Annotated in this window: 16 protein-coding genes; 3 read left to right on the forward strand and 13 right to left on the reverse strand. The window is 67.6% G+C overall.

All coding sequences use genetic code 11. From position 1 onward, the window contains the following. Nucleotides 1-11: 11 nt before the first annotated feature. The 11 genes from BLQ28_RS12660 to BLQ28_RS12710 form a co-directional block, all read right to left on the reverse strand. Nucleotides 12-1,397: an amidase gene (locus tag BLQ28_RS12660; protein ID WP_093239635.1), complete on the reverse strand. Its 1,386-nt coding sequence runs from the start codon at nt 1,395-1,397 to the stop codon at nt 12-14. Nucleotides 1,398-1,456: 59 nt separating this feature from the next. Further along, nucleotides 1,457-3,091, reverse strand: a complete 1,635-nt coding sequence (locus BLQ28_RS12665) for a dipeptide ABC transporter ATP-binding protein (protein WP_093241582.1) — start codon at nt 3,089-3,091, stop codon at nt 1,457-1,459. 23 nt (nt 3,092-3,114) lie between these two features. Beyond that, on the reverse strand, nt 3,115-4,059 hold the full coding sequence (locus BLQ28_RS12670; protein ID WP_093239637.1) for an ABC transporter permease: 945 nt from the start codon (nt 4,057-4,059) through the stop codon (nt 3,115-3,117). Nucleotides 4,060-4,094: 35 nt separating this feature from the next. Continuing rightward, nucleotides 4,095-5,036, reverse strand: a complete 942-nt coding sequence (locus BLQ28_RS12675) for an ABC transporter permease (RefSeq protein ID WP_093239639.1) — start codon at nt 5,034-5,036, stop codon at nt 4,095-4,097. A 114-nt stretch (nt 5,037-5,150) separates the two neighbouring features. Then, nucleotides 5,151-6,734, reverse strand: coding sequence for an ABC transporter substrate-binding protein (locus BLQ28_RS12680; RefSeq protein ID WP_093239641.1), 1,584 nt, complete (start codon nt 6,732-6,734; stop codon nt 5,151-5,153). Nucleotides 6,735-6,740: 6 nt separating this feature from the next. Then, nucleotides 6,741-7,283, reverse strand: a complete 543-nt coding sequence (locus tag BLQ28_RS12685) for a MarR family winged helix-turn-helix transcriptional regulator (RefSeq protein ID WP_093239643.1) — start codon at nt 7,281-7,283, stop codon at nt 6,741-6,743. A 305-nt stretch (nt 7,284-7,588) separates the two neighbouring features. Next, on the reverse strand, nt 7,589-7,951 hold the full coding sequence (locus BLQ28_RS12690) for a response regulator (RefSeq protein WP_176801091.1): 363 nt from the start codon (nt 7,949-7,951) through the stop codon (nt 7,589-7,591). 76 nt (nt 7,952-8,027) lie between these two features. Then, entirely contained in the window at nt 8,028-9,233 is a 1,206-nt protein-coding gene (locus tag BLQ28_RS12695) for a hybrid sensor histidine kinase/response regulator (RefSeq protein WP_093239647.1), read from the reverse strand. Then, on the reverse strand, nt 9,223-9,828 hold the full coding sequence (locus BLQ28_RS12700) for a chemotaxis protein CheB (RefSeq protein WP_093239649.1): 606 nt from the start codon (nt 9,826-9,828) through the stop codon (nt 9,223-9,225). Before BLQ28_RS12700 ends, BLQ28_RS12695 begins: the two co-directional genes overlap by 11 nt. Continuing rightward, nucleotides 9,825-10,658: a CheR family methyltransferase gene (locus BLQ28_RS12705; protein WP_371126679.1), complete on the reverse strand. Its 834-nt coding sequence runs from the start codon at nt 10,656-10,658 to the stop codon at nt 9,825-9,827. Before BLQ28_RS12705 ends, BLQ28_RS12700 begins: the two co-directional genes overlap by 4 nt. Before the next feature lie 44 nt (nt 10,659-10,702). Continuing rightward, entirely contained in the window at nt 10,703-14,185 is a 3,483-nt protein-coding gene (locus tag BLQ28_RS12710) for a response regulator (protein WP_093239651.1), read from the reverse strand. A gap of 154 nt (nt 14,186-14,339) precedes the next feature. Between BLQ28_RS12710 and BLQ28_RS12715 the strand changes: the two genes are divergently transcribed. Genes BLQ28_RS12715 through BLQ28_RS12725 form a run of 3 tightly spaced genes read left to right on the forward strand, consistent with a single transcriptional unit; the run spans nt 14,340 to nt 17,849 of the window. Beyond that, nucleotides 14,340-16,658, forward strand: coding sequence for an ATP-dependent DNA helicase (locus BLQ28_RS12715; protein ID WP_093239653.1), 2,319 nt, complete (start codon nt 14,340-14,342; stop codon nt 16,656-16,658). Continuing rightward, entirely contained in the window at nt 16,642-17,262 is a 621-nt protein-coding gene (locus BLQ28_RS12720) for an alpha-ketoglutarate-dependent dioxygenase AlkB (RefSeq protein WP_093239655.1), read from the forward strand. The genes BLQ28_RS12715 and BLQ28_RS12720 overlap by 17 nt, the downstream gene beginning before the upstream one ends. After that, nucleotides 17,259-17,849 (forward strand): DUF4304 domain-containing protein, encoded by a 591-nt coding sequence (locus tag BLQ28_RS12725; protein ID WP_093239657.1) that lies wholly within the window; start codon nt 17,259-17,261, stop codon nt 17,847-17,849. The genes BLQ28_RS12720 and BLQ28_RS12725 overlap by 4 nt, the downstream gene beginning before the upstream one ends. A 95-nt stretch (nt 17,850-17,944) precedes the next feature. Here BLQ28_RS12725 and BLQ28_RS12730 read toward each other — a convergent pair whose 3' ends face one another. Then, complete coding sequence (locus BLQ28_RS12730; protein WP_176801092.1) at nt 17,945-19,063, reverse strand: alpha/beta hydrolase; 1,119 nt, start codon at nt 19,061-19,063, stop codon at nt 17,945-17,947. 64 nt (nt 19,064-19,127) lie between these two features. Next, nucleotides 19,128-20,705, reverse strand: a complete 1,578-nt coding sequence (locus BLQ28_RS12735; RefSeq protein WP_093239659.1) for an ABC transporter substrate-binding protein — start codon at nt 20,703-20,705, stop codon at nt 19,128-19,130. Nucleotides 20,706-20,737: the final 32 nt, after the last annotated feature.

A 20,737-nucleotide genomic window follows, 5' to 3' on the forward strand; every position in this document is an offset into this window, starting at 1 on the left:
TTTACATCACTTCAAACAGGCTCTGGCCATGGCGCCTGTGCCGGGCGCACGGACTCGTAGAACGCTGCCATCTGCAGCACGCCCAGGTCGTCGAATCGGCGGCCGGCAATCTGCAGGCCGATGGGCAGGCCGCTTCGGGCATAGCCGCAATTGATCGACGCGGCGGGCTGCTCCGACTGGTTGAACACCGAGGTGAAGTGCGAGTCCTTCAGCGGGTTCTCGGGGCCGCTGTTGATGGCCTCCGCAGCGAACGGCAGCACCGGCGACACGGGCGACAGCACGTAGTCGTACGGCTGCGTGGCGGCCACGGTGGCCGCGCGCAGCGCCTGCATGCGCGTGAAGGCACGGAAGGTGTCTTCGGGCGTGAGCGAGCCCGCGTATTCGCCAGCGGCATGGATGTAGTCGGCCGCCAGCTTGGCGCGCTCGATCGGCATGGCCGCCAGGTCGACGCGGCAACGCATGGTGAAGAAATGCGCCATGCCCATGCGCATGTCCAGCGTGGTCCAGTCGGACAGCGGCTCCACGATGGCGCCGGCCTGCTCGAAGACGCGTGCCGCCGCCAGCACGACGTCTTTCACTTCAGGGTCGATCGGCCAGCCGCCCATGGTGTCGGTCCACAGGCCGATGCGCAGGCCTCGCACGTCGCGGCGCAGGCTCTCCCATGCGATGTCTTGGGCCGGCAGGCTCATGTAGTCGCGCGGGTCGGGGCGCGAAACCACCTTCATCAAGAGCGCCGCATCGGCAACGGTGCGCGTCATCGGGCCGATCACGCGGGCTGCCGCCGGCGGGTCGACCGGAATGCGCCCCTGGCTGGGCTTGAGCCCGAACACGCCGCAGAAGTTGGCGGGAATGCGCACCGAGCCACCGATGTCGGTGCCCAGGTGCAGCGGGCCGTAGCCCGCGGCGGCGGCAGCGCCCGCACCGGAGCTGGAGCCGCCCGTGTTCCTGCTCAGGTCCCACGGGTTGCGCGTGAGCGCATGAAAGCTCGACGGGGCCGCGCCCAGAAAGCCGAAGTCCGGCATCGTGGTCTTGGTGACGATCACCGCGCCCGCTTCACGCAGGCGTGCGGCCGCGGGCGCATCCGCCGCGGCGGGCGACAGCACCGTGGCGGCGCTGCCGATCGGCGACGGCGTGCCGCGCGTGGCGATGTTTTCCTTGAGCGTGACCGGCACGCCGTCCAGCTCGCCTTGCGGCACGCCCTGGCTCCATCGCGCTTCTGAGGCTCTGGCCGAGGCCAGTGCGGCTTCGGCGTCGAGCCCGTAGGTCGCGTGGATGCTCGGCTCCCAGCGTTCGATGCGCGCCAGTACCGACTGCGTCACGTCGACGGGGGAGAGGGTGCGGTCGCGATAGCGCGCCAGCAGTTGGACGGCGCTCAGGGCGTACAGGGGTGTTTCCATGGTTGTCTTTTTGGGGGTCGAAGAAGATGTTGATCGGAGCGGTGGCTGGTGCGCGCGCATCAGCCCTGTCCGAATGCGTAGCCCTGACCAGGGGCCGCGGCCAACAGGGAACGGGTGTAGGCCTCTTGCGGCGACAGCAGCACGTCGTGCGCGGTGCCTTGCTCGACGATGCGGCCCTTGTGCATGACGATCAACCGGTCGCAGATCTGGCTGGCCACGCGCAGGTCGTGCGTGATGAACAAGATGCCGATGGACAGGCGCTGCTGGATCTCCGCGAGCAGCTTGAGGATCTGGTCCTGCACCGAGACGTCGAGCGCCGAGACGGCCTCGTCGGCAATCAGCACCTGCGGCTCGCAGGCCAGCGCGCGTGCAATGCACAGGCGCTGCCGCTGGCCGCCGGAGAACTCGCTCGGGTAGCGGTGCAGCACCTCGGGCTTCAGCCGCACGAGGTCCATCAGTTCCTCGGCGCGCTGCCAGGCCTTCTGGGGCGACAGGCCGAAGTTGACCGGCCCTTCGATGATCGACTGCCCGACCGTGCGGCGTGGATTCAGCGAGCGGTTCGGGTCCTGGAACACCACCTGCACCATGCGCCGGAAGGCCGAGAGCCGCGCGCGCGGCGCGTGCTGCGCGTCGATGTGAGGCACCCAGACCTCGCCGCCAGTCGGCTCGATCAGCCGCGCGATGCAGCGGGCCACGGTGGACTTGCCCGAGCCCGACTCGCCCACGATGCCCACGGTTTCGCCGGCATGCAGCTTGAGCGACACGTCGGTTGCCGCATGCACCGTGCGGCGCTTGCCCGGCCACGAGCCGGAGCGGTAGGTCTTGGTCACGCCGCGCGCATCGAGCAGCGGTGCTGCGTCGGCGGCAAGCGGGCGCAAGACGGGCTCCAGGCGCGGCACCGCGTCGAGCAGCATGCGCGTGTAGGGCGCCTTCGGCCGGCGCAGCACGTCGTCTTTCGGGCCGCTTTCGATCTGCCGGCCCAGCTGCAGCACCACCACGCGGTCTGCGATGTCCGCGACCACGCCGAAGTCGTGCGTGATGAACAGCACCGCCGTGCCGTTCTCTTGCTGCATCTCGCGGATGAGCGAAAGGATCTCGGCCTGCGTGGTCACGTCCAGCGCGGTGGTCGGCTCGTCGCAGATCAGCAGCGCGGGCCGCAGGATCAACGCAATGGCGATCACGATGCGTTGTCGCTGCCCGCCCGAGAGCTGGTGCGGGTAGGCGTCGTAGATGCGCTCGGGCTCCGGCAGCTTGACGCGCGCGAAGATGGCCAGCACCTTCTGCCGGCGTTCGGCGGCGCCGAGCGCGGTGTGCTCGGCCAGTATTTCGTCGACCTGCGCGCCGCAGCGCATCACGGGGTTCAGCGCCGTCATCGGTTCCTGGAACACCATCGCCATGCGGGCGCCGCGCCATGCGCGCAGGTGCGCGGCATCGGCCGCGAGGATGTTCTCGCCAAGAACCTCGATGCGCCCGCCAGAAGGCACCAGCGAGTCGGGCAGGAGGCCCATCACGGCTTGCGCGATCACCGATTTGCCAGAGCCCGACTCGCCCAGCAGGCACACGACCTGGCCCGGCATCACGTCGAAGGACACGGCGTGAACGGCATGCGGACGGTCTGCGCCTTTCGGCAGGTCGATGCACAGGTCGCGCACGACGAGGCAGGGCGATCCCGCGGCGGGTGTGTTGGTAGGCATGGAGGAAAGCGTGGCTGCCATGCTCAGCTCCCGCGCTTGTTGAACTTCGGGTCGAGCGCGTCGCGCAGGCCATCGCCGAGCATGTTCACCGCCAGCACCGTGAGCGCGAGGAAGGCGCCCGGCAGCAGCACGGTCGAAGGATGCGACGTGAAATACGCGCGGCCCTCGGACATGATGTTTCCCCAGGTCGGCACGTCCGAGGGCAGGCCGATGCCGAGGAAGGACATGACTGCCTCCGTCAGCATCGCGGCCGCGCAGACGAAGGTGCCCTGCACGATCAGCGGCGCCACCGTGTTGGGCAGGATGTGGCGCAGCATCAGCTTCCACGTCGGCGTGTCGAGCGCGATGGCCGCCTCGACATACGGCTCTTCGCGCACCGACAGCACGACCGAGCGCACGAGCCGCGCCACGCGCGGCGTTTCGGGCACGACGATGGCAAGGATCACCGTCAATAGGCTGGGCCGCCAGACCGCGACCAGCACGATGGCGAAGAGGATGCCCGGGATCGCCATCATCCCGTCCATCACACGCATGATCACGCCGTCGAGGCGGCGAAAGTAACCCGCCGTCATGCCCACCAGCATGCCGAGCGTGATGGAGCCCAGGGCCACCGCCACGCCGACCGACAGCGAGATGCGCGCGCCATAGGCCGTGCGGCTCCAGATGTCGCGGCCCATGCTGTCCGTGCCCATCGGGAAGAAGCGCTCGAAGCTGTCGCCTGCCAGCGTCATGAACTCGGCGTGCGCGCCCGGCGACAGGTGCGAGTTGGCCGGGTCCATGGCGTTGGGGTCGATGGTGTACAGCCACGGCGCCGCTGCCGCCAGCAGCACCATGAGGCACAGGATCGCGCTGCCCGTGCGCACGGCACCGTTCGAGAAGACGCGGCGCAGCAGGGAGGGCTTGCGTTGGCGGGGCGATGCCGCGGTCGCCGTGTCCGCCGTGTCCGTCGGTATGGAAATCGAAGTCATGGAAAAGGTCTCCGAAGGAAAGGTAGCCGTGCGCGTCAGTAGCGGATGCGTGGGTCGAGCAGCAGGTAGCTCAGGTCCACCAGCAGGTTGACGACGACGTAGACAAGCGAGAAGAACAGGGTGATGCCCTGGATGAGCGGGTAGTCGCGCGAGAGCACCGCGTCCACCGTGAGCTGGCCGAGGCCCGGTATGGCGTAGATGGTCTCGGTGACCACCACGCCGCCGATGAGGCCCGCCACGCTCAGGCCGATGATGGTGGCGATGGGCACGGCCGCATTGGCGAGCGCATGGCGGATCAGCATGCGCCACTCCGAGATGCCCTTGGCGCGCGCGGTGCGCACGTAGTCTTCGGTCAGCGCCTCCGACACCGCCGCCCGCGTGACGCGCGCGATCAGCGCCGCGTACATCACGGCCAGCGTGACGCAGGGCAGCACCAGGTTGCGCAGCCACGGGCCCACGCCTGCGGCAATGCGGTTGTAGCCCTGCGACGGCAGCCAGCCCAGCTGCATCGAGAACAGCCAGATCATCAGATAGCCCGCGACGAACACCGGCACGGAGAAGCCGAGAACCGACGCGCTCATGATGAAGCGGTCGAGCCGTCCGCCGCGCCGCGAGGCCGCCAGCACGCCCAGCGGCACGGCGATCAGCACGGTGAGCACCACGGTCACGGCCGCCACGGACAGCGTGGGTTCCAGCCGTTGGCCGATCAGCTGGGTGACGCTCATCTTGTAGAAGTAGGAGTAACCCAGGTCGCCACGCAGCACGTGGCCCAGCCATCCGAAGAACTGGCTGACCACCGGTGCATCGAGGCCGAACTGCGCGCGGATGCGCTCGATGTCCTGCACGGTGGCGCCATCGCCCGCGATGGCCGCTGCCGGATCGCCGGGCGTCATGCGCAGCAGGAGAAAGACAATGACGGCCACGATCAGGAGAACGGGCGCCGTGGCCAGGCCGCGCCGCAGCAGAAAGTTGAGCATGTGAGGGGTCTCGTTCGAGCGGTTGAACAGCCGGCGCGGGCAAAGGAAGTCCCCGACCGGTTGCCGCGGGGGCAACCGGCCAAGCGCCTCGGTGAAAGAGAAAGGGGGCTGCGCCTACTTCTTGCGCACGTTCCAGTACAGGACGGCAGGCGACGGCAGCAGCCCGCTCACCACGCCACGGCGCACCGCCGTGGGCGCCTTGCCTTCGCCCAGCGGAGCGATCACGCCGCCTTCGAGCACGCGCAACTGGATCTGCGTCGCGATGTCCTTGCGCTGCGCGATGTCGGCCGTCTCGATGAAGCGCGTCTTCAGCTTTTCCAGTTCGGGATCAACGGGCCAGCCGAAGTAGCCCTGGTCGCCATTGCCGGTCAGCGGGCTGTAGGTGATGGGGCTGCTGGCATCCACGCCGCCCCAGAAGGTGATGAAGGCGTTCCAGCCGCCGTTCTCGGGCTGGTCTTTCTTGGTGCGGCGCGTCACGAGCGTGGCCCAGTCGGTGGTCTGCACGTCGACGTTGAAGCCCACCTGCTTGAGCAGCTGCCCGTAGATCGCGGGCAGCTTGTTCAGCGCCGGCGCGTCACCCGGCAGCAGGATGACGACCGGCTTGCCGTCGTAGCCCGACTCCTTCAGCAGCTTGCGCGCCTCCTCGAACTGCGGCTTGCCGGTGTAGAAACCCGTCTTGTCGCTCGCATACATCGAGCCGCACAGGTAGATCGAGGTGCAGGGCTTGTAGAAGTCGCGGAAGGTGGCCTGCGCGCGCAGCATGGCTTCCTGGTTGATGGCGAGCATGGCCGCCTTCAACGCCTTCGGGTTGTTGAAGGGCGCGACCTTGTGGTTGTAGATGACTGTGAAGGGGCCCGCGGGCATCACGTCCACCAGCTCGATCTTCGGATTGGTGCGCATGTCGCTGTAGCCGGATGCGGGCACGGTCTCGACCATGTCGACTTCGCCGTTCAGCAGGGCATTGACCTGCGTCTGCGGGTCGCGCAGCAGCACCCATTCCACGCGGTCCACGTTCACCACCTTGCCGCCGGCCAGGCCCGATGGTGCCTCCTTGCGCGGCACGTAGGCGGTGTTCTTGCGGTAGATCACGCGGTCGCCGGGGCGAAAGTCTTCCTTGGCGAGGGTGAAGGGACCGGAGCCGATCATCTCTTCGATCTGCTTGTCGGCGGGCGTGTCGGCCACGCGCTTGGGCATGATGAAAGGCACCAGCGGATTGGGCTTGCCCAACGCATCGAGCACCACGCCGAAGGGCTGCTTGAAGTTCATGCGGAAGGTGTTGGGGCCTTCCGCGGTGATGCTGTCCATGGCCTCGTACATCTTCTGGCCGAGCGTGTCGCGCTTGCCCCAGCGGGCCAGCGAGGCGATCACGTCCTGCGAGGTGACGGGTGCGCCGTCGTGAAACTTCAGGCCGGGGCGCAGCGTGAAGGTCCAGACCTTGTTGTCGGGGCTCACGGTGTACTTGTCCACCATCTGCGGCTTGATCGCGCCCTTTTCGTCCATGCCGAAAAGGGTGTCGTAGATCATGAAGCCGTGGTTGCGCGTGATGTTGGCGGTGGTCCAGATCGGGTCGAGGATCTTCAGGTCCGACGAAGGCACGGTGCGCAGCACGGTGTCCGCCGAGGCCGCGGCCGTGAACGTCAGGGCCAGTGCCGACAGGGTGACCGCGAACGCGCGGCGCAGCGAGAGTGGAGTTGCCATGAAGCCTTACTTCTTTCGGGGAGTGCCAGAGGGAGGTGGAGGAGGAGGGGAGGTGTCCGCAGCCTTGCTTTCCCGCAGCTGGGCCAGCAGAAACTCGAAGATGTCGCGCGAGCGTTCTTCCGCGTCCATGATCTTGTGCAGGATGCGGCGCAGCGTGTCGACCTCGCTGGCGCTGAGGCAGTCGAGAAAGCGCGCTTCCATCTCCTGCCCGATGGGCTCGGCCTGCAGCACGAGGTCGATGCCCGATGGGGTCAGGCACAGGTGGATCTGCCGGGCGTCTTCGTTGCCGATCTGGCGCTGGACCAGCTCGCGCTGCACCAGCGAGCCCACGAGCTTGGAGACCAGCGTCTTCTCGATGCCGCAGGTCTGCACCAGCTGGCCCATGGTGATGCCGGGCGCGCCGCCGATCATCCGGAGCAGGCGCACGTCGCGGATCGACAGGCCGAGTTCGATCTCGTACACGCGCGAGCCGCGGTCGCGCGTTCGCGCGGAAGCCACGTCGAGCAATACGTTGATGTAGTCGGTCTTCAGTTGAAGCGGTGCGTGCATGACCAGATGGGAGAAGTCTTCAATAGTTGAAATGTTCAACTATCTTGAAAACCTACGCAAGCTCCAGGCCAGCCGGCGAGGGAAATCCCCTACGAGAGGCGTTGCCCTCGGGAAAGCCCTCTGTCGGGCGATGGGAGAGGGTGTCGTCGAATGGCGAGACGATCACCGGAGCGGTGCAATGCATGCACCAAGATGTGGGTTCGCGCCCCTAAGACCGGCGCGGTTCGAAGACGGGGTCGCTCGCCGCCGCTGTGCGTTCAAGCCCGTTCAAGCCCGTTCAGGGCATCGCAAGGCGACGCGAATCGCTAGCTCGGCGACTGCCCCAGGATGCGATCCAGCTCGCCGATGTCGATCGGCTTCTGCAGGTGATGGTCGAACAGCCCTTCGGCCGATTGCCCACCTGTGTCCTTCGCGGAAAACCCCGAGATGGCGATCAGCAATTTGGGCACGCCATCGCCAGCGCTCGCGCGCAGACGGCGGGCCACCTCGGTGCCCGGGAGGTCGGGCAGCGTGAGATCGATCAGCGCGGCGTCGAAGCGTTCGGCCGCCACCGCATCCAGCGCCTGCCGCGCGGTGTAGGTGCAGCGCGCCGTGTGGTCCTGCAGCATCAGCAGTTCCTGCAGCAGGTTGGCCGCGGCTTCGTTGTCGTCGACGATCAGCACGTTCACAGAGGGTCTTCTTTCCGGTTGAATCTCAAAGGGGGCAGTATCGCGGGCCATGGCCCGCTGTGCAGTAGGCGCAGGCCTACGTTTTGGTCTCCACCGGTTGCAGCGGCAGGTCGACCACGAAGCGCGACCCCTGGCCGGGCGTGCTCTCCACGCCGATGCGCCCGCCATGCAGGTCGACGATCTTGCGCGTGATGTAGAGCCCGAGGCCCAGACCGGCCGCGTGCTTGCGGCTGTCGTCGGTGCGCTCGAACTGCTCGAAGATGCGCGCCTGGTCTTCCGGCGCAATGCCGATGCCCTGGTCGCGCACGCTCACCTGCGCCATGCCATCGACCTGCCGCACCGTCATCGCGACGGGCTTGCCGCCGCCGTAGCGCAGCGCGTTGGTCAGCAGGTTGGTCAGCACCTGCTCGATGCGGAACTCGTCCCACACGCCGCGCAGTTCGGTCGGCGCTTCGAGCGTGATGACCGCGCCCGCCGCGTCGGCCTGGTGCCGCAGGTTCTCGACCACGGCTTGCGCCAGCACCGTCAGGTCCACCGGCTGGGTCTGGATCGACAGCGCATCGCGCCGCATGCGCGTCACGTCGAGCATGTCGTCGATCAGGCGCACCATGTTGCGGATCTGCCGCTGGTCGCGCTCGATCATCGCGGGCAGCCGGTCGGCCGCGAAGATCGCCAGGTTGCCCTTCGACAGGTGAAGCTGCCGCAACTGCGCTTCGAGGTAGAGCGTGTTGAGCGGCGTGCGCAGCTCGTGCGACACCATCGACATGAAGTCGTCGCGCATGCGCACCGCGCGCTCCAGCTCGCGTTGCGTGTGCTGCAGCTGCTGCACCAGCTCTTCCTGCTTGCGGTGCGCGGCCGCGAGCGATTCCATCTCGTGCCGCAGCGCCTTGCGGTGCTGGTACAGGTCGACGAACACGTTCACCTTGCTGACCACCGCGTGGGGGTCGAGCGGCTTGTGCAGGAAGTCGACCGCGCCGCTTTCGTAGCCCTGGAAGGCGTAGTTCAGCTCACGGCCGGCGGCGCTCACGAAGATGATCGGTATGTGCCGCGTGCGCTCGGTGCCGCGCATCAGCTCGGCCAGCTCGAAGCCGTTCATGCCGGGCATCTGCACGTCGACGATGGCCAGCGCGAATTCATGCTCCAGCAGCAGCGCGAGCGCGTCTTCGGCCGACAGCGCGCGGTACACCGTGCGGCCCGGTGCGCGGATCAGTGCCTCCAGCGCCAGCAGGTTCTCGGGCAGGTCATCGACGATCAGCAGCTTGCTTTCGATGTCAATGTTCATGGGCGGCCTCTAGTTGGAGAAGCAGGGTGCGCAGCTCGCGCAGGGGGAGCACATAGTCGGGAGCGTGGCGCGCAATGGCGGCTTGGGGCATGGTGGAAATCAGTGCTTCTTTCGGTTCCTGGACGGCGGTGAGCCCGCCGGCCAGATGGATGCGGTGCATGCCTTCGGCACCGTCGTCGTTGGCGCCCGTCAGCAGGAAGCCGGCGAGCGCGGGGCCGTAGGCGTCTGCGGCGGAGGCCATCAGCACGTCGATGGACGGCCGCGAGAACAGCACGGGCGGCTCGCAGCTGAGCGAGAAGCTGCGCTCGCGTTCGATCGACAGGTGATAGCCCGGCGGCGCAAAGTACAGGCTGCCCGTTGCCACGGGCATCTTGTCGATGGCCTCGTGCACCGGGATCGGCAGCCGCTGCGCGAAGATTTCCGCGAGGTGGCTCTCGTGTTCTTCGGGCAGGTGCAGCACCACCGCCATCGGGATGTGCCAGGTGGCGGGCAGCTCGTGCAGCAGCATGGTCAGCGCGTCGATGCCGCCGGCCGAAGCGCCGAGCACCACGGCGTCCACATGCTTGCGGATGGAAGAGCGAAGCTGCCTTCTCATGCGAGCTTGCGGTAGATGCGTTCGGCCCGCGCGTGCGTATCGAAGCGGGTCGCGTAGCCCGAGAAGTCGATGCTTTCCTTCGAGCCCAGGCCCAGAAAGCCGCGGTGCGACAGCGATTCGTGGAACAGCCCGAGCGCCCGGTCCTGCAGTTCGCGGTTGAAGTAGATCAGCACGTTGCGGCACGACACCAGCTGCGTTTCGGCGAACACGCTGTCGGTGGCCAGGCTGTGGTCGGCAAAGATCACGTCGGCGCACAGCGAGGGGTCGAAGCGCGCGGCGTCGTAGGCAGCGGTGTAGTAGTCGGAGAACTCGCCGCGTCCGCCCGCGCGCTGGTAGTTGACGGTGTAGCCGCGAATCGCCGCCAGCGGAAAGATGCCCTGGCGCGCCTTCTCGAGCGACGCCGGGTTGATGTCGGTCGCATAGATCTGCGTGCGCGCGAGCAGGCCTTCCTCGCGCAGCAGGATCGCGAGCGAGAACACTTCCTCGCCGGTGCTGCAGCCGGCCACCCACACCTTCAACGACGGGTAGGTGTGCAGGATCGGCACCACGTGCTGGCGCAGCGCCAGAAAGTACGACGGGTCGCGGAACATCTCGCTCACCGGGATCGTCAGGAACTGCAGCAGCCGGCCGAACAGCGCCGGCTCGCGCAGCACGCGCTCCTGCAGCGCCGAAATGCTGGGCAGCCCGAGCTGGTCGAGCGCATGCAGCACGCGCCGCTTCTGCGAGGCCACCGTGTAGTTGCGAAAGTCGTAGCTGTACTTCAGGTAGATCGCCTCCATCAGCAGGCGCAGCTCGATCTCGGTGTCGCTCAGCGGATGCAGCGGCGCGATGGTCGCGCCGGGCGCCGCTGGTTCAAGGGGCGGGCGGTTGCGGGTCACAGGCGTTCCATCCGGGGCATCCACACGCGCAGCAGCGAGAACAGCCGCTCCAGGTCCACCGGCTTGGCAAGGTAGTCGTTGGCACCGGCGGCAAGGCACTGCTCGCGGTCGTCCTTCATGGCCTTGGCGGTGATGGCGATCACGGGCATCTTCTCGAAGCGCGGGTCGGCACGCAGGCGCCGCGTGGCTTCGAGGCCGTCCATCTCCGGCATCATCACGTCCATCAGCACGAGGTCGATCTCGCTCACCTGGTCGAGCTTTTCGAGCGCCTCGCGGCCATTGCGGCCGATCTCGACGGCCGCGCCGCGCTGCTCCAGCGCGCTGGTCAGGGCGAAGATGTTGCGCACGTCGTCGTCCACCAGCAGGATGGTGCGGCCCTCGAAGATGCGGTCGCGTCCGCGCGCCGTCTTCAGCATGCCCTGGCGCTCGCTCGACAGTTCGGCCTCGACCTTGTGCAGGAACAGCGTCACCTCGTCGAGCAGGCGCTCGGGCGAGCGCGCGCCCTTGATGATGATCGAGCGCGAATAGCGCTGCAGCTCGGTTTCTTCGTCGCGCGTGAGGTTGCGCCCGGTGTACACGATGACGGGCGGGAACGACACGATCTCTTCGGCCGCCATCTTCTTGAGCAGCTCGCTGCCCTGCATGTCGGGCAGCCGCAGGTCGGTGACCATGCAGTCGAAGATGCGGGTGCGCAGCAGCGCCAGCGCCTCTTCGCCCGAGCCGACCGCGACGATCTCGATGTCGTCGTCTTCAATCAGCCGCATCACGCTTTCGCGCTGCAGCGCGTCGTCTTCCACCAGCAGCACGACCTTGACCTTCTGCGTCAGCTTTTCCTCGAGCCGGCCGAACACCTTCATCAGCTCGTCGCGCGTGGCCGGCTTCAGCGCATAACCGATGGCGCCCATGTGCAGGGCCGCGGCCTGTGCGTTGTCGGCGGCCGAGACCACGTGGATCGGAATGTGCCGCGTGTGCGGCGAATCCTTCAGGCGTTGCAGCACATCGAGGCCGGTGCTGTCGGGCAGGCGCATGTCGAGCAGGATCGCGTCGGGCACGAACTGCGTGGCCAGCTCGAAACCATCGGCCGCGCCGTGCGCCACCAGACAGCGGTAGCCCAACTCGTGCGCCAGGTCGTAGAGGATGTGCGCGAACTGCGGCTCGTCCTCGATCACCAGCACGCGGCGCACCTGGTCGCGCGGCAACGAGCGGTCGTCGACGAACTGCGGCGCCGGCACCACTGCCTTGGGCGGCGGCGCGGCCGGCACCGGAAGGGCGGGCGAGACGTACGCGTGCGCGCTGCGCATCGGCGGCAAGGCGGCCTGCTGGCGTGCCGAAGCCTGCGGTGCCTGTGCCGGCAACTGCAGCACGAAGGTGCTGCCCTGGCCCGGCTGGCTCTGCACCGCGAGCGTGCCGCCCAGCAGTTGCGTGAGGTCGCGCGAGATCGACAGGCCCAGGCCGGTGCCGCCATAGCGGCGGCTGGTGGTGCCGTCGGCCTGGCGGAAGGCCTCGAAGATCAGCTCGTGCTGCTGCGGGTCGATGCCGATGCCGGAGTCGGACACCGCGAAGGCCGCGCCGCCGTCCGCCGCGGCGGACACCACCAGCGCCACTTCGCCGCGGTCGGTGAACTTGAGCGCGTTCGACAGCAGGTTCTTCAGGATCTGCTCGACCCGCTGCCGGTCGGTGACCAGCGAGGCCGGCGCGCCGGGCCGGATCTCCAGCCGGAAGCCCAGGTTCTTCTGCATCGCCTGCGGCCGGAAGGTGCCTTCCAGGCTCTGCGCGAGCTTGTCGAGCGCCACGTCCTCGGGCACCACTTCGAGCTTGCCGGCCTCGACCTTCGAGATGTCGAGGATGTCGTTGATGAGCACCAGCAGGTCGTTGCCCGACGAATAGATCGACTCCGCGAACTTCACCTGCTCGGCGCTCAGGTTGCCTTGCGGGTTGTCGCCCAGCAGCTTGGCCAGGATCAGCGCGCTGTTGAGCGGCGTGCGCAGCTCGTGCGACATGTTCGCGAGAAATTCGGACTTGTAGCGGCTGGCGCGCTGCAGCTCGTCGGCGCGGTCTTCCAGGTCGCGCTGCACGCGGCGCAGGGCGGTGTTGCGCTGGTCCAGTGCCTCGGTGCGCTCGGAGAGCTGGCTGTTGGTCTGCTCCAGTTCGGCCTGCTGGTTCTCCAGCATGGCCTGCGAGGCCCGCAGGGCGCGCGACTGTTCTTCGAGCTCTTCGTTGGCGGTGCGCAGTTCTTCCTGCTGCACCTGCAGCTCTTCGTTGAGCTGCTGCGTTTCGGAGAGCACGTCTTGCAGCTGCTCGCGATAGCGCGCCGCCGCGAGCGACGTGCCGATGTCGTCGGCCACCACATCCAGCAACTGGCTGCCGCGCTCGTCGAGCGGGCCGGCAAGGCCCAGTTCGACCACGCCATTGACCATGCCGTCGCTGCCCACCGGCAGCAGCAGCACGGCCTTGGGCGCCATCTCGCCCAGGCCCGAGTTGACCTTCAGGTAGTCGGCATCGACCGGGTCGACCAGCATGCGGCGGCGTTCGGCGGCGGCCTGGCCCACCAGGCTTTCGGTGGGAGAGAACACCTGCGGCGTCGCTTCGGCCGCGCTCGAGAAGCCGTAGCTCGCCGCACGGCGCAGCGGGCCATGCCGCTCGCGCACGTACATCGCGCCGACGGAGGTGCCCAGGTGCCGCGAGAAGAAGGCAAGGACCTTGCGGCCCATGTCCGGCGCGCTCAGTTCGCCGACCAGTTCGCCCACCAGCTCGGTCTGCGCGCCGCGCAGCCAGGCTTCGTGCGACAGGCGGTCGGTGTGCGCCGCCTGTTCCTGGAGCACCACGTCGTAGCCGTCGGACAGCCGCACCAGCTGTCGCCGGCCGAAGTACGCCACCAGCCCGGTCAGCACCAGCGTGAACAGCAGGAACAGGCTCACGACCCACCACGCCATGCGGTTGGCGTCGTTGTTGCGCTGGAAGCGCAGCGCCTGCTCGGTGCTGATGAAGGCGGCGAATTCGGCGCGCATCTCGTCGGTCAGCCGCTTGCCCAGGCCCAGGCGCACTGCGGCATGTGTGTCTTCGCCGGCGCGGCGCCCGGCGATCAGGTTGCGTGCGAATTCGTTCCAGCTTTCCTGGAACGCGGCAATGCGGTCCAGCCGCTCGACCTGCTGCCGGTTGTCGGACACCAGCTCGCGCAGGATGGCGGTGTCGCCCTTGATGCGGGGCAGGGCGATCTGGTAGGGCTCCAGGAAGGTTTCGTCACCGGTGATCAGAAAGCCGCGCATGCCGGTTTCCATGTCGATGCTCTGGCGCTGCAGCTCGGTGGCCGCGCGGGTGACGCGGTCGGTGTGCTCGACCCAGCCGATGGTGTTCAGCAGGAAAAGGATCAGCCCGACGAAGACCACGGCGCCGACGACGCCCCCGATGAGCGGGAGCTTGAGGTTGCGGCTCAGCAGACGCTCGAATTGGTCGGGGTCGATCGCGGTGGGAGTGTTCATCGGTTGCGTATGTAAGCAAAACTCGCCAAGTCTTGCCGAAAAAGGATGCTTTCCCTGTCGGAAAACACCCCGAGACGGCACGGCAGCTGGAAACCTGGGGAGGAACCGTGAAGGGTACTCTGGCTATACTGTAATTTCATACAGTAAAAGCAAAATGGCTTCCGAAGCTTCCAGGCCGCCACTCGGGGCTCCTTTGGCGCACGTCGTTTCCGTCAAGGCGCTCTGCGCTTTCGGCGCGAAGGCGGGCGACCTCGACCTGCGCTTCGTGCCCGCGCCCAGCGCGCTCGAAGGCATGGCCGGCCATGCGCTGGTGCAGGGCCGGCGGGGCAGCGGCTACGAATGCGAAGTAGGGCTCGAAGCCACCTGCGGCACGCTGCGTGTTCGCGGCCGGGCCGATGGCTACGAAGCCCGGAGGTCGCGCGTGGAAGAAATCAAGACCTTCCGCGGCGACTTCGATGCCATCCGCGGCAACCATCGCGCGCTGCACTGGGCGCAGGCCCGCACCTACGGCTGGATGCTGTGCGAGCAACATGGCCACGAAGAGATGACGGTGGCCCTCGTCTACCTCGACCTTGCCACCGGCGACGAGACCGTGCTCGAAGAAAGCCACACCCGCGCGTCGCTGCAAGCGCACTTCGAGCTGCTGTGCGGCCGCTACAGCGCCTGGGCGCAGAGCGAGGCCGCCCACCGCGCCGCGCTCGACGACACATTGGCGCGGCTCGAATTTCCCCATCGCACCTTCCGCACCGGCCAACGCGAACTGGCCGAGGCCGTCTACCGCGCCGCCGCCGGCAGCCGCCGCCTGATGACGCAGGCCCCCACCGGCATCGGCAAGACGCTCGCCACCATCTTCCCGCTGCTGAAGGCGCGTGCGGCGGGCCGCATCGACAAGGTCTTCTTCCTTACCGCCAAGACTTCCGGCCGGCCGGTCGCGCTCGATGCCCTGCGAACGCTCGACACTGGCCATGCGCAGGGCAGGGTGCGCGTGCTCGAGCTTGCCGCCCGCGAGAAGGTGTGCGAGTACCCCGACCGCGCCTGCCATGGCGACTCGTGCCCGCTGGCCAAGGGCTTCTACGACCGCCTGCCCGCCGCGCGCGAACAAGCGGCGCAGGCCGCGCGGCTCGACCGCGAGGCCCTGCGCCACATCGCGCTGGCGCACGAGGTGTGCCCCTATTTCCTTGCCCAGGAAATGGCCCACTGGAGCGACGCGATCGTCGGCGACTACAACTACTACTTCGACGGCAGCGCTTTTCTCTACGCCACCATGCGCGACGCCGACTGGCGCGTGGCCGTGCTGGTGGACGAAGCGCACAATCTGCTGGAGCGGGCGCGCGGCATGTACACCGCGCAACTCGAGGGCGCCGCCCTCGAAGAAGCCCACCGCGTGGCGCCTTCGGCACTGCGCGGCCCGCTGGCCCGCCTGTTCCGCGAATGGGACACGCTGCAGCAATCGCAGCAGGCCGACTACGAAACCGGCGACGAGATCCCCGAGCGCTTCGTGCGCACCTTGCAGGCCGCCAACACCGCCATGGCCGAATACTTTGCGGCCACGCCCGACGCATCGCAAGGGCCGCTGCAGCGCTTCTTCTTCGATGCACTGCACTTCGCCCGCATGGCCGAGGCCTTCGGCGACCACTCGGTGTTCGAGCGCACGCTGGGCGCGGCGCAGGAACAGCGCAGCCTCGCCATCCGCAACCTCGTGCCTGCGCCGTTCCTCGAGAGCCGCTTCGCGGATGCGGTCTCGGTCACCTGCTTCTCGGGCACGCTGTCGCCCTTCGAGTTCTACCGCGATGCGCTCGGGCTGCCCGAAGACACGGCGCTGCTCGACGTGGCGTCGCCCTTCAACAGCCGGCAGTTGCGCGTCGAAGTGGCGATGGACGTGTCGACCCGCTTTCGCGACCGCGCCGGCTCGCTGCGCAATGTGGCCGACATCATCGGCGCCCAGTTCGAGCGCTTGCCCGGCAACTACCTGGCCTTCTTCAGCAGCTTCGACTACCTTGAAAAAGCCTGCGCCGCCTTTTCCGCCCGCCACCCCGGCGTGCCGGTGTGGACGCAGACGCGCGGCATGCGCGAGGCCGATCGCCACGGCTTCATCGCGCGCTTCGAAGAGGGCGGCCGGGGCATCGGCTTCGCCGTGCTCGGCGGCGCGTTCGGCGAAGGCATCGACCTGCCAGGCAGCCGGCTGATCGGCGCTTTTGTCGCGAGCCTGGGCCTGCCGCAGTACAACGAACTCAACGAGATCACGCGCGAGCGCATGCAGTCGCGCTTCGGCAAGGGCTACGAGTACACGTACCTCTACCCGGGCTTGCAGAAGGTGGTGCAGGCCGCCGGCCGGGTGATCCGCACCGAAGAAGACCGGGGCGTGCTGCACCTGCTCGACGACCGCTTCGCACGCGCGGAAATCCGCGAACTGCTGCCGCGCTGGTGGCATGTGCGGCTGACTGGAGACGCGGAAGATGGCGCGCGTCGCTAGACGCCTCGAACACGCGGGCCAGCCCGACCTGTTCGGCGAGGCGCCTGTGGCCGCCATCGAGGGCCTGCGCTACGAGCGCGGCTTTCTCTCGCCTGACGAAGAGGCCGGGTTGATACGCATCGTGCAGGGCCTGCCGCTCAAGGAGATGCGCTACAAGGAATACACCGCGCGCCGCCGCGGCACCAGCTTCGGCGGCAGCTACGACTTCGACGCCAACCGCCTCAAGCCCGGCGCGCCGCTGCCCGAGCTGCTGCATCCGCTGCGGGCGAAGGTGGCGGCGTGGGCCGGCGTCGCGCCCGAAGACCTCGCCCACATGCTGATCGCCGAGTACCGGCCCGGCACGCCGCTGGGCTGGCACCGCGACGTGCCCGACTTCGAGGACATCATCGGCGTCTCGCTGAACAACGATGCGGTGATGCAGTTCAGGCCCTATGTGCCGGGCGCGCCCGCATCGGGGCCGGCCACGCTCGAATTCCTGGTCGAGCCGCGCTCCGTGTACCTGTTGCACGGCCCGGCGCGCTGGGCGTGGCAACATGCCATCGCCCCGACCGAGGCGCTGCGCTATTCGATCACCTTGCGTACACGGAGAATCCGCACCCCATGAACCGCACCACCTTCCTCAAGCTGCTTGGGCAACGACTCTTTCCTGTCTTGAGGGCCCAAGGCTTCCAGGGTGCGGGGCAAACGCTGCGGCGCATCGACGGGCCGGTGATCCACGTGTTCAACGTGCAGGGCGCGAGCGGCGGCAAGGCGTGCTACCTGAACCTCGGCGCGCACCTGGCGTTTCTGCCGACCGAAGGCGGCGGCACCGTGGCGCCCGATGCCTTGGAAGAATCGCACTGCGTGTTTCGCGACCGGATGGAACCGCCGCCCGGCGCCGCGTTCGGATGGGCCTATGGCGCGACCAAAGAGCAGGCAGAAGAAAACGTCGAGTTCATCGTGAGCGAGTGGGAAGGGCCGGGGCGTGCGTTCTTTGCGCGCTACGGCCAATACCCGCAAAGCTTCGAGCAGTTGCTGCGCGAGACCGACCCGGCGCAGATCCACGCCCGAACGGCGTTGCATCTCGCGCGGATCGCGGTGCACCTGGGCGACCGGGCGCGGGCACAAGCCCTGGTCGATGCGGGGCTGGCGGGGGCGCCCGAGCGGGCCACGTCATTGAAGGCCGACCTTGCGCAGGTCTTGACGGCCTAGCCAACGTCGAAGTGGCTGGCTAGGCCGGCGTACGGCCTGTGTGGCCCATACCGGCCATGCGGTGCGGCAAAGGGCATCGGCCGCGAAGCCCACCCTTACCTGAAGACCGGACAGTGCGTCGGCAGCTTCTTCTCGAACAGCACCGCCACGCCGCAGTCGGACGTGAACATGCCCAGGTTGTCGTGCCCGATGCCCGGCACCTCGACGATGTGCTGCTTGAAGTTCGTGGCGTGGCGGCCCTTCAGGTAGTCGAAGTACGGATGGCCACGGGCCAGCCGGTTCGGCCCCTGAGCCATGCCGCTGCACGAGCGGTCGAAGAAATGCAGGTACGGATCGGTGTCGGCGCCGCCGAGCAGGTAGACGACGTTGCGCGATGCGTAGCGGGCTTCGAGTGACTTCACATCTTGCTTCGTCACGTAGGGCGGCGCCTTGTCCAGGCCGTAGGGCCAGTCGTTGAGCGCGGGGCAGGCCTGCATGTCGGCCGGCTGCAGCTTGCCGTCGGCCGAGGGCCGGTCGCGGTCGAAGTAGAGGTAGTTGCTGGGGTTGGCGATCACGTAGCGGATGCGGATGCCGGTGCGGCGCAGCACCGCCTCGCCGTCGCTGGTGGCCACATAACGGTTGAGGATGCGTCCGCCGGCCGAGTGGCCGATCAGCAGCACTTCCTTCAGCGCCGGATAGAGATCGCGGTTCGCGAAATGCGCGAGCACCGCATCGAGCGCCGAGAACGAACTGACCGGCGCGGGGCCGGCGGCCGCGTCGCCGCGTGCCCAGCCCGAGCGGACCCAGCCGAGCACGTCGGGCGACAGGTTGAAGGCCTTCGCATCGGTGACGGTAAGGAACTGCGGCGCCACGACCATCGTGCCCGTGGCCGCGTCGCCCGCGTTCTGCACGATCTTCTTGCCAGTGGCGAAGTACACGTCGGCATTGCGCAGGATGCCGTGGACGATCACGACCACGCGCCGCACGTCGGGCGCGGGTGCGTTGATCGGACGGTCGGCGTAGAGCGGAATCGTGCCTGTGCCTTCCGCCGTCTTGACGACGATGCGCTGGTCGCCGACCTGCTTCACGGGCTCGTCGACGCGCCGGCTGTTGCGGGTTGCCAGATCGCCTTCGCCCTGCGTCTGGGCGAATCCGTTCGAGCCGATGAGAAGGAGCGCGAGAAGCGCTGCGCGCACAAGGCCCGCCGATTTGCCTGCCGATTTGCCGATGGACATGAAGAGAACTCCAGGAAAAAGTGCAACCGTTCAAGAGCCTGGCGCCTGCCGGACGGCAACGACCTTAACCACCTTTGGCCGCGCCCGCCGCATTCACCGAAACGCCCCACATGCGCGGCTTGCCTTCCCATACCGCGAAGCCACCGATGCGCTTGCGCACGGCCCAGGCGTCGAGGCCGTTGAACAGCATCACCATGGGCACCTGCTGGATCATCAGCGCGTGGATCTGGTCGAACAGCACCTGGCGCTTCTTCGGGTCCGATTCGGCAAAGCTGTCGTCGATCAACTTGAGCGCTTGCGGGTCTTCCCACACCTTGCGCGCCTGCTTGTCCTTCGGGCCCGAGAACTGTTCGTAGCTCAGTGCCGGATCGAGCCGCGACGAATAGCTGAACGAGCTGATCTGGTAGTTGCCGCTGTTGTAGCGGTCGAGCTGCGTGGCCCATTCGAGCACTTCGAGCTGGGCGTTGATGCCCACCGACTGCATCATGGCCTGCGCCAGCACCGCCACCGTGTAGCTGGGCACGTGGGCGCGCTTGTTGGTCTGGATGGTGATCTTCTCGCCCTTGTAGCCGGCCTCGCGCAGCAGCTTCGCGGCCTGCGCGGGGTCGTAGTGCCAGCCCTTCTTTTGCGCGGGGCTGTAGAAGGCCGAGCCCTTGTGGATGGCCGAGTTGTTGACCGAGCCCAGGCCTTCGGAAGCGGCCGCCACGATCTGCTCGATATCGAGCGATGCGGCGATGGCCTGGCGCAGCTTCTGGTTTTTCAGCAACGGGTCGCGCGTCTGGATGAGCAGCACGTTCTTGATCGCTTCGGGCGGTGCCTGCACCACGAGGTTGCGGTCGTTCTTCAGCTCCTGCGCGTCGCTCGACGTGATCTGTCCTGCATCGATGGCGCCCGACTTCAGGCCTGCCGCGGCGGTGGCCGCGTCGGGCACGACGATGAACTTCACCGTGTCCACCAGCGGTGTCTTCAGCCCGGTGTAGCCGTCGGACTTGGTAGCGCCGGCCGGCGAGGTGTAGCCCTTGAAGGCCGTCACCGTGACGTATTCGCCGCGCTTCCACTCGGCGAGCTTGAACGGGCCGGTGCCCACGGGCTTGTCCCAGCTGCCGTCGGCCTTGACCGAACTCTTGTGCAGGATGGCCGTCATGCCGCAGTCGGTGCGCGCGAGCGTGTCGAGGAACACGGCCGAGGGCTTGTTGATCTTCATCACGAAGGTGCTGTCGTCGGGCGTGGCAGTCTCGACCACCTTCAGGCCGTTGCGACCGTCGTACTCGCTGGTGCAGCGCCAGTCGGTCTTCGGGTCCATGTAGCGCTTCCAGTTCCAGGCCACGTCGGCCGAGGTCATGGGCGCGTCGTTGTGGAACTTCACGCCTTTGCGCAGCTTGAAGGTGTAGGTCAGGCCGTCTTTCGAGACATCGACCGACTGCGCCAGCAGCGGGCCCACGCTGCCGTCCATGCGATAGCCGACCAGCCCTTCGACGATGTTCAGCACCACGCCGTCGGTGGTGTTGTCGCGGTTCACGCCGGGGTTGGTGGAGCGGATGTCGGCGGGCTGCGCGACCGTCACCGTGGTCTGCGCGAAGGCGCCCGAAGCGGCCAGGCAGGCGCTGGCGATGGCGGCGTGGCGGAAGAAAGAGCGGGGCATCAAGAACTCCTGCTGGGCAAATACAAGAAGAA

The sequence above is a fragment of the Variovorax sp. EL159 genome (assembly GCF_900100965.1).
Classification (GTDB): domain Bacteria; phylum Pseudomonadota; class Gammaproteobacteria; order Burkholderiales; family Burkholderiaceae_C; genus Variovorax.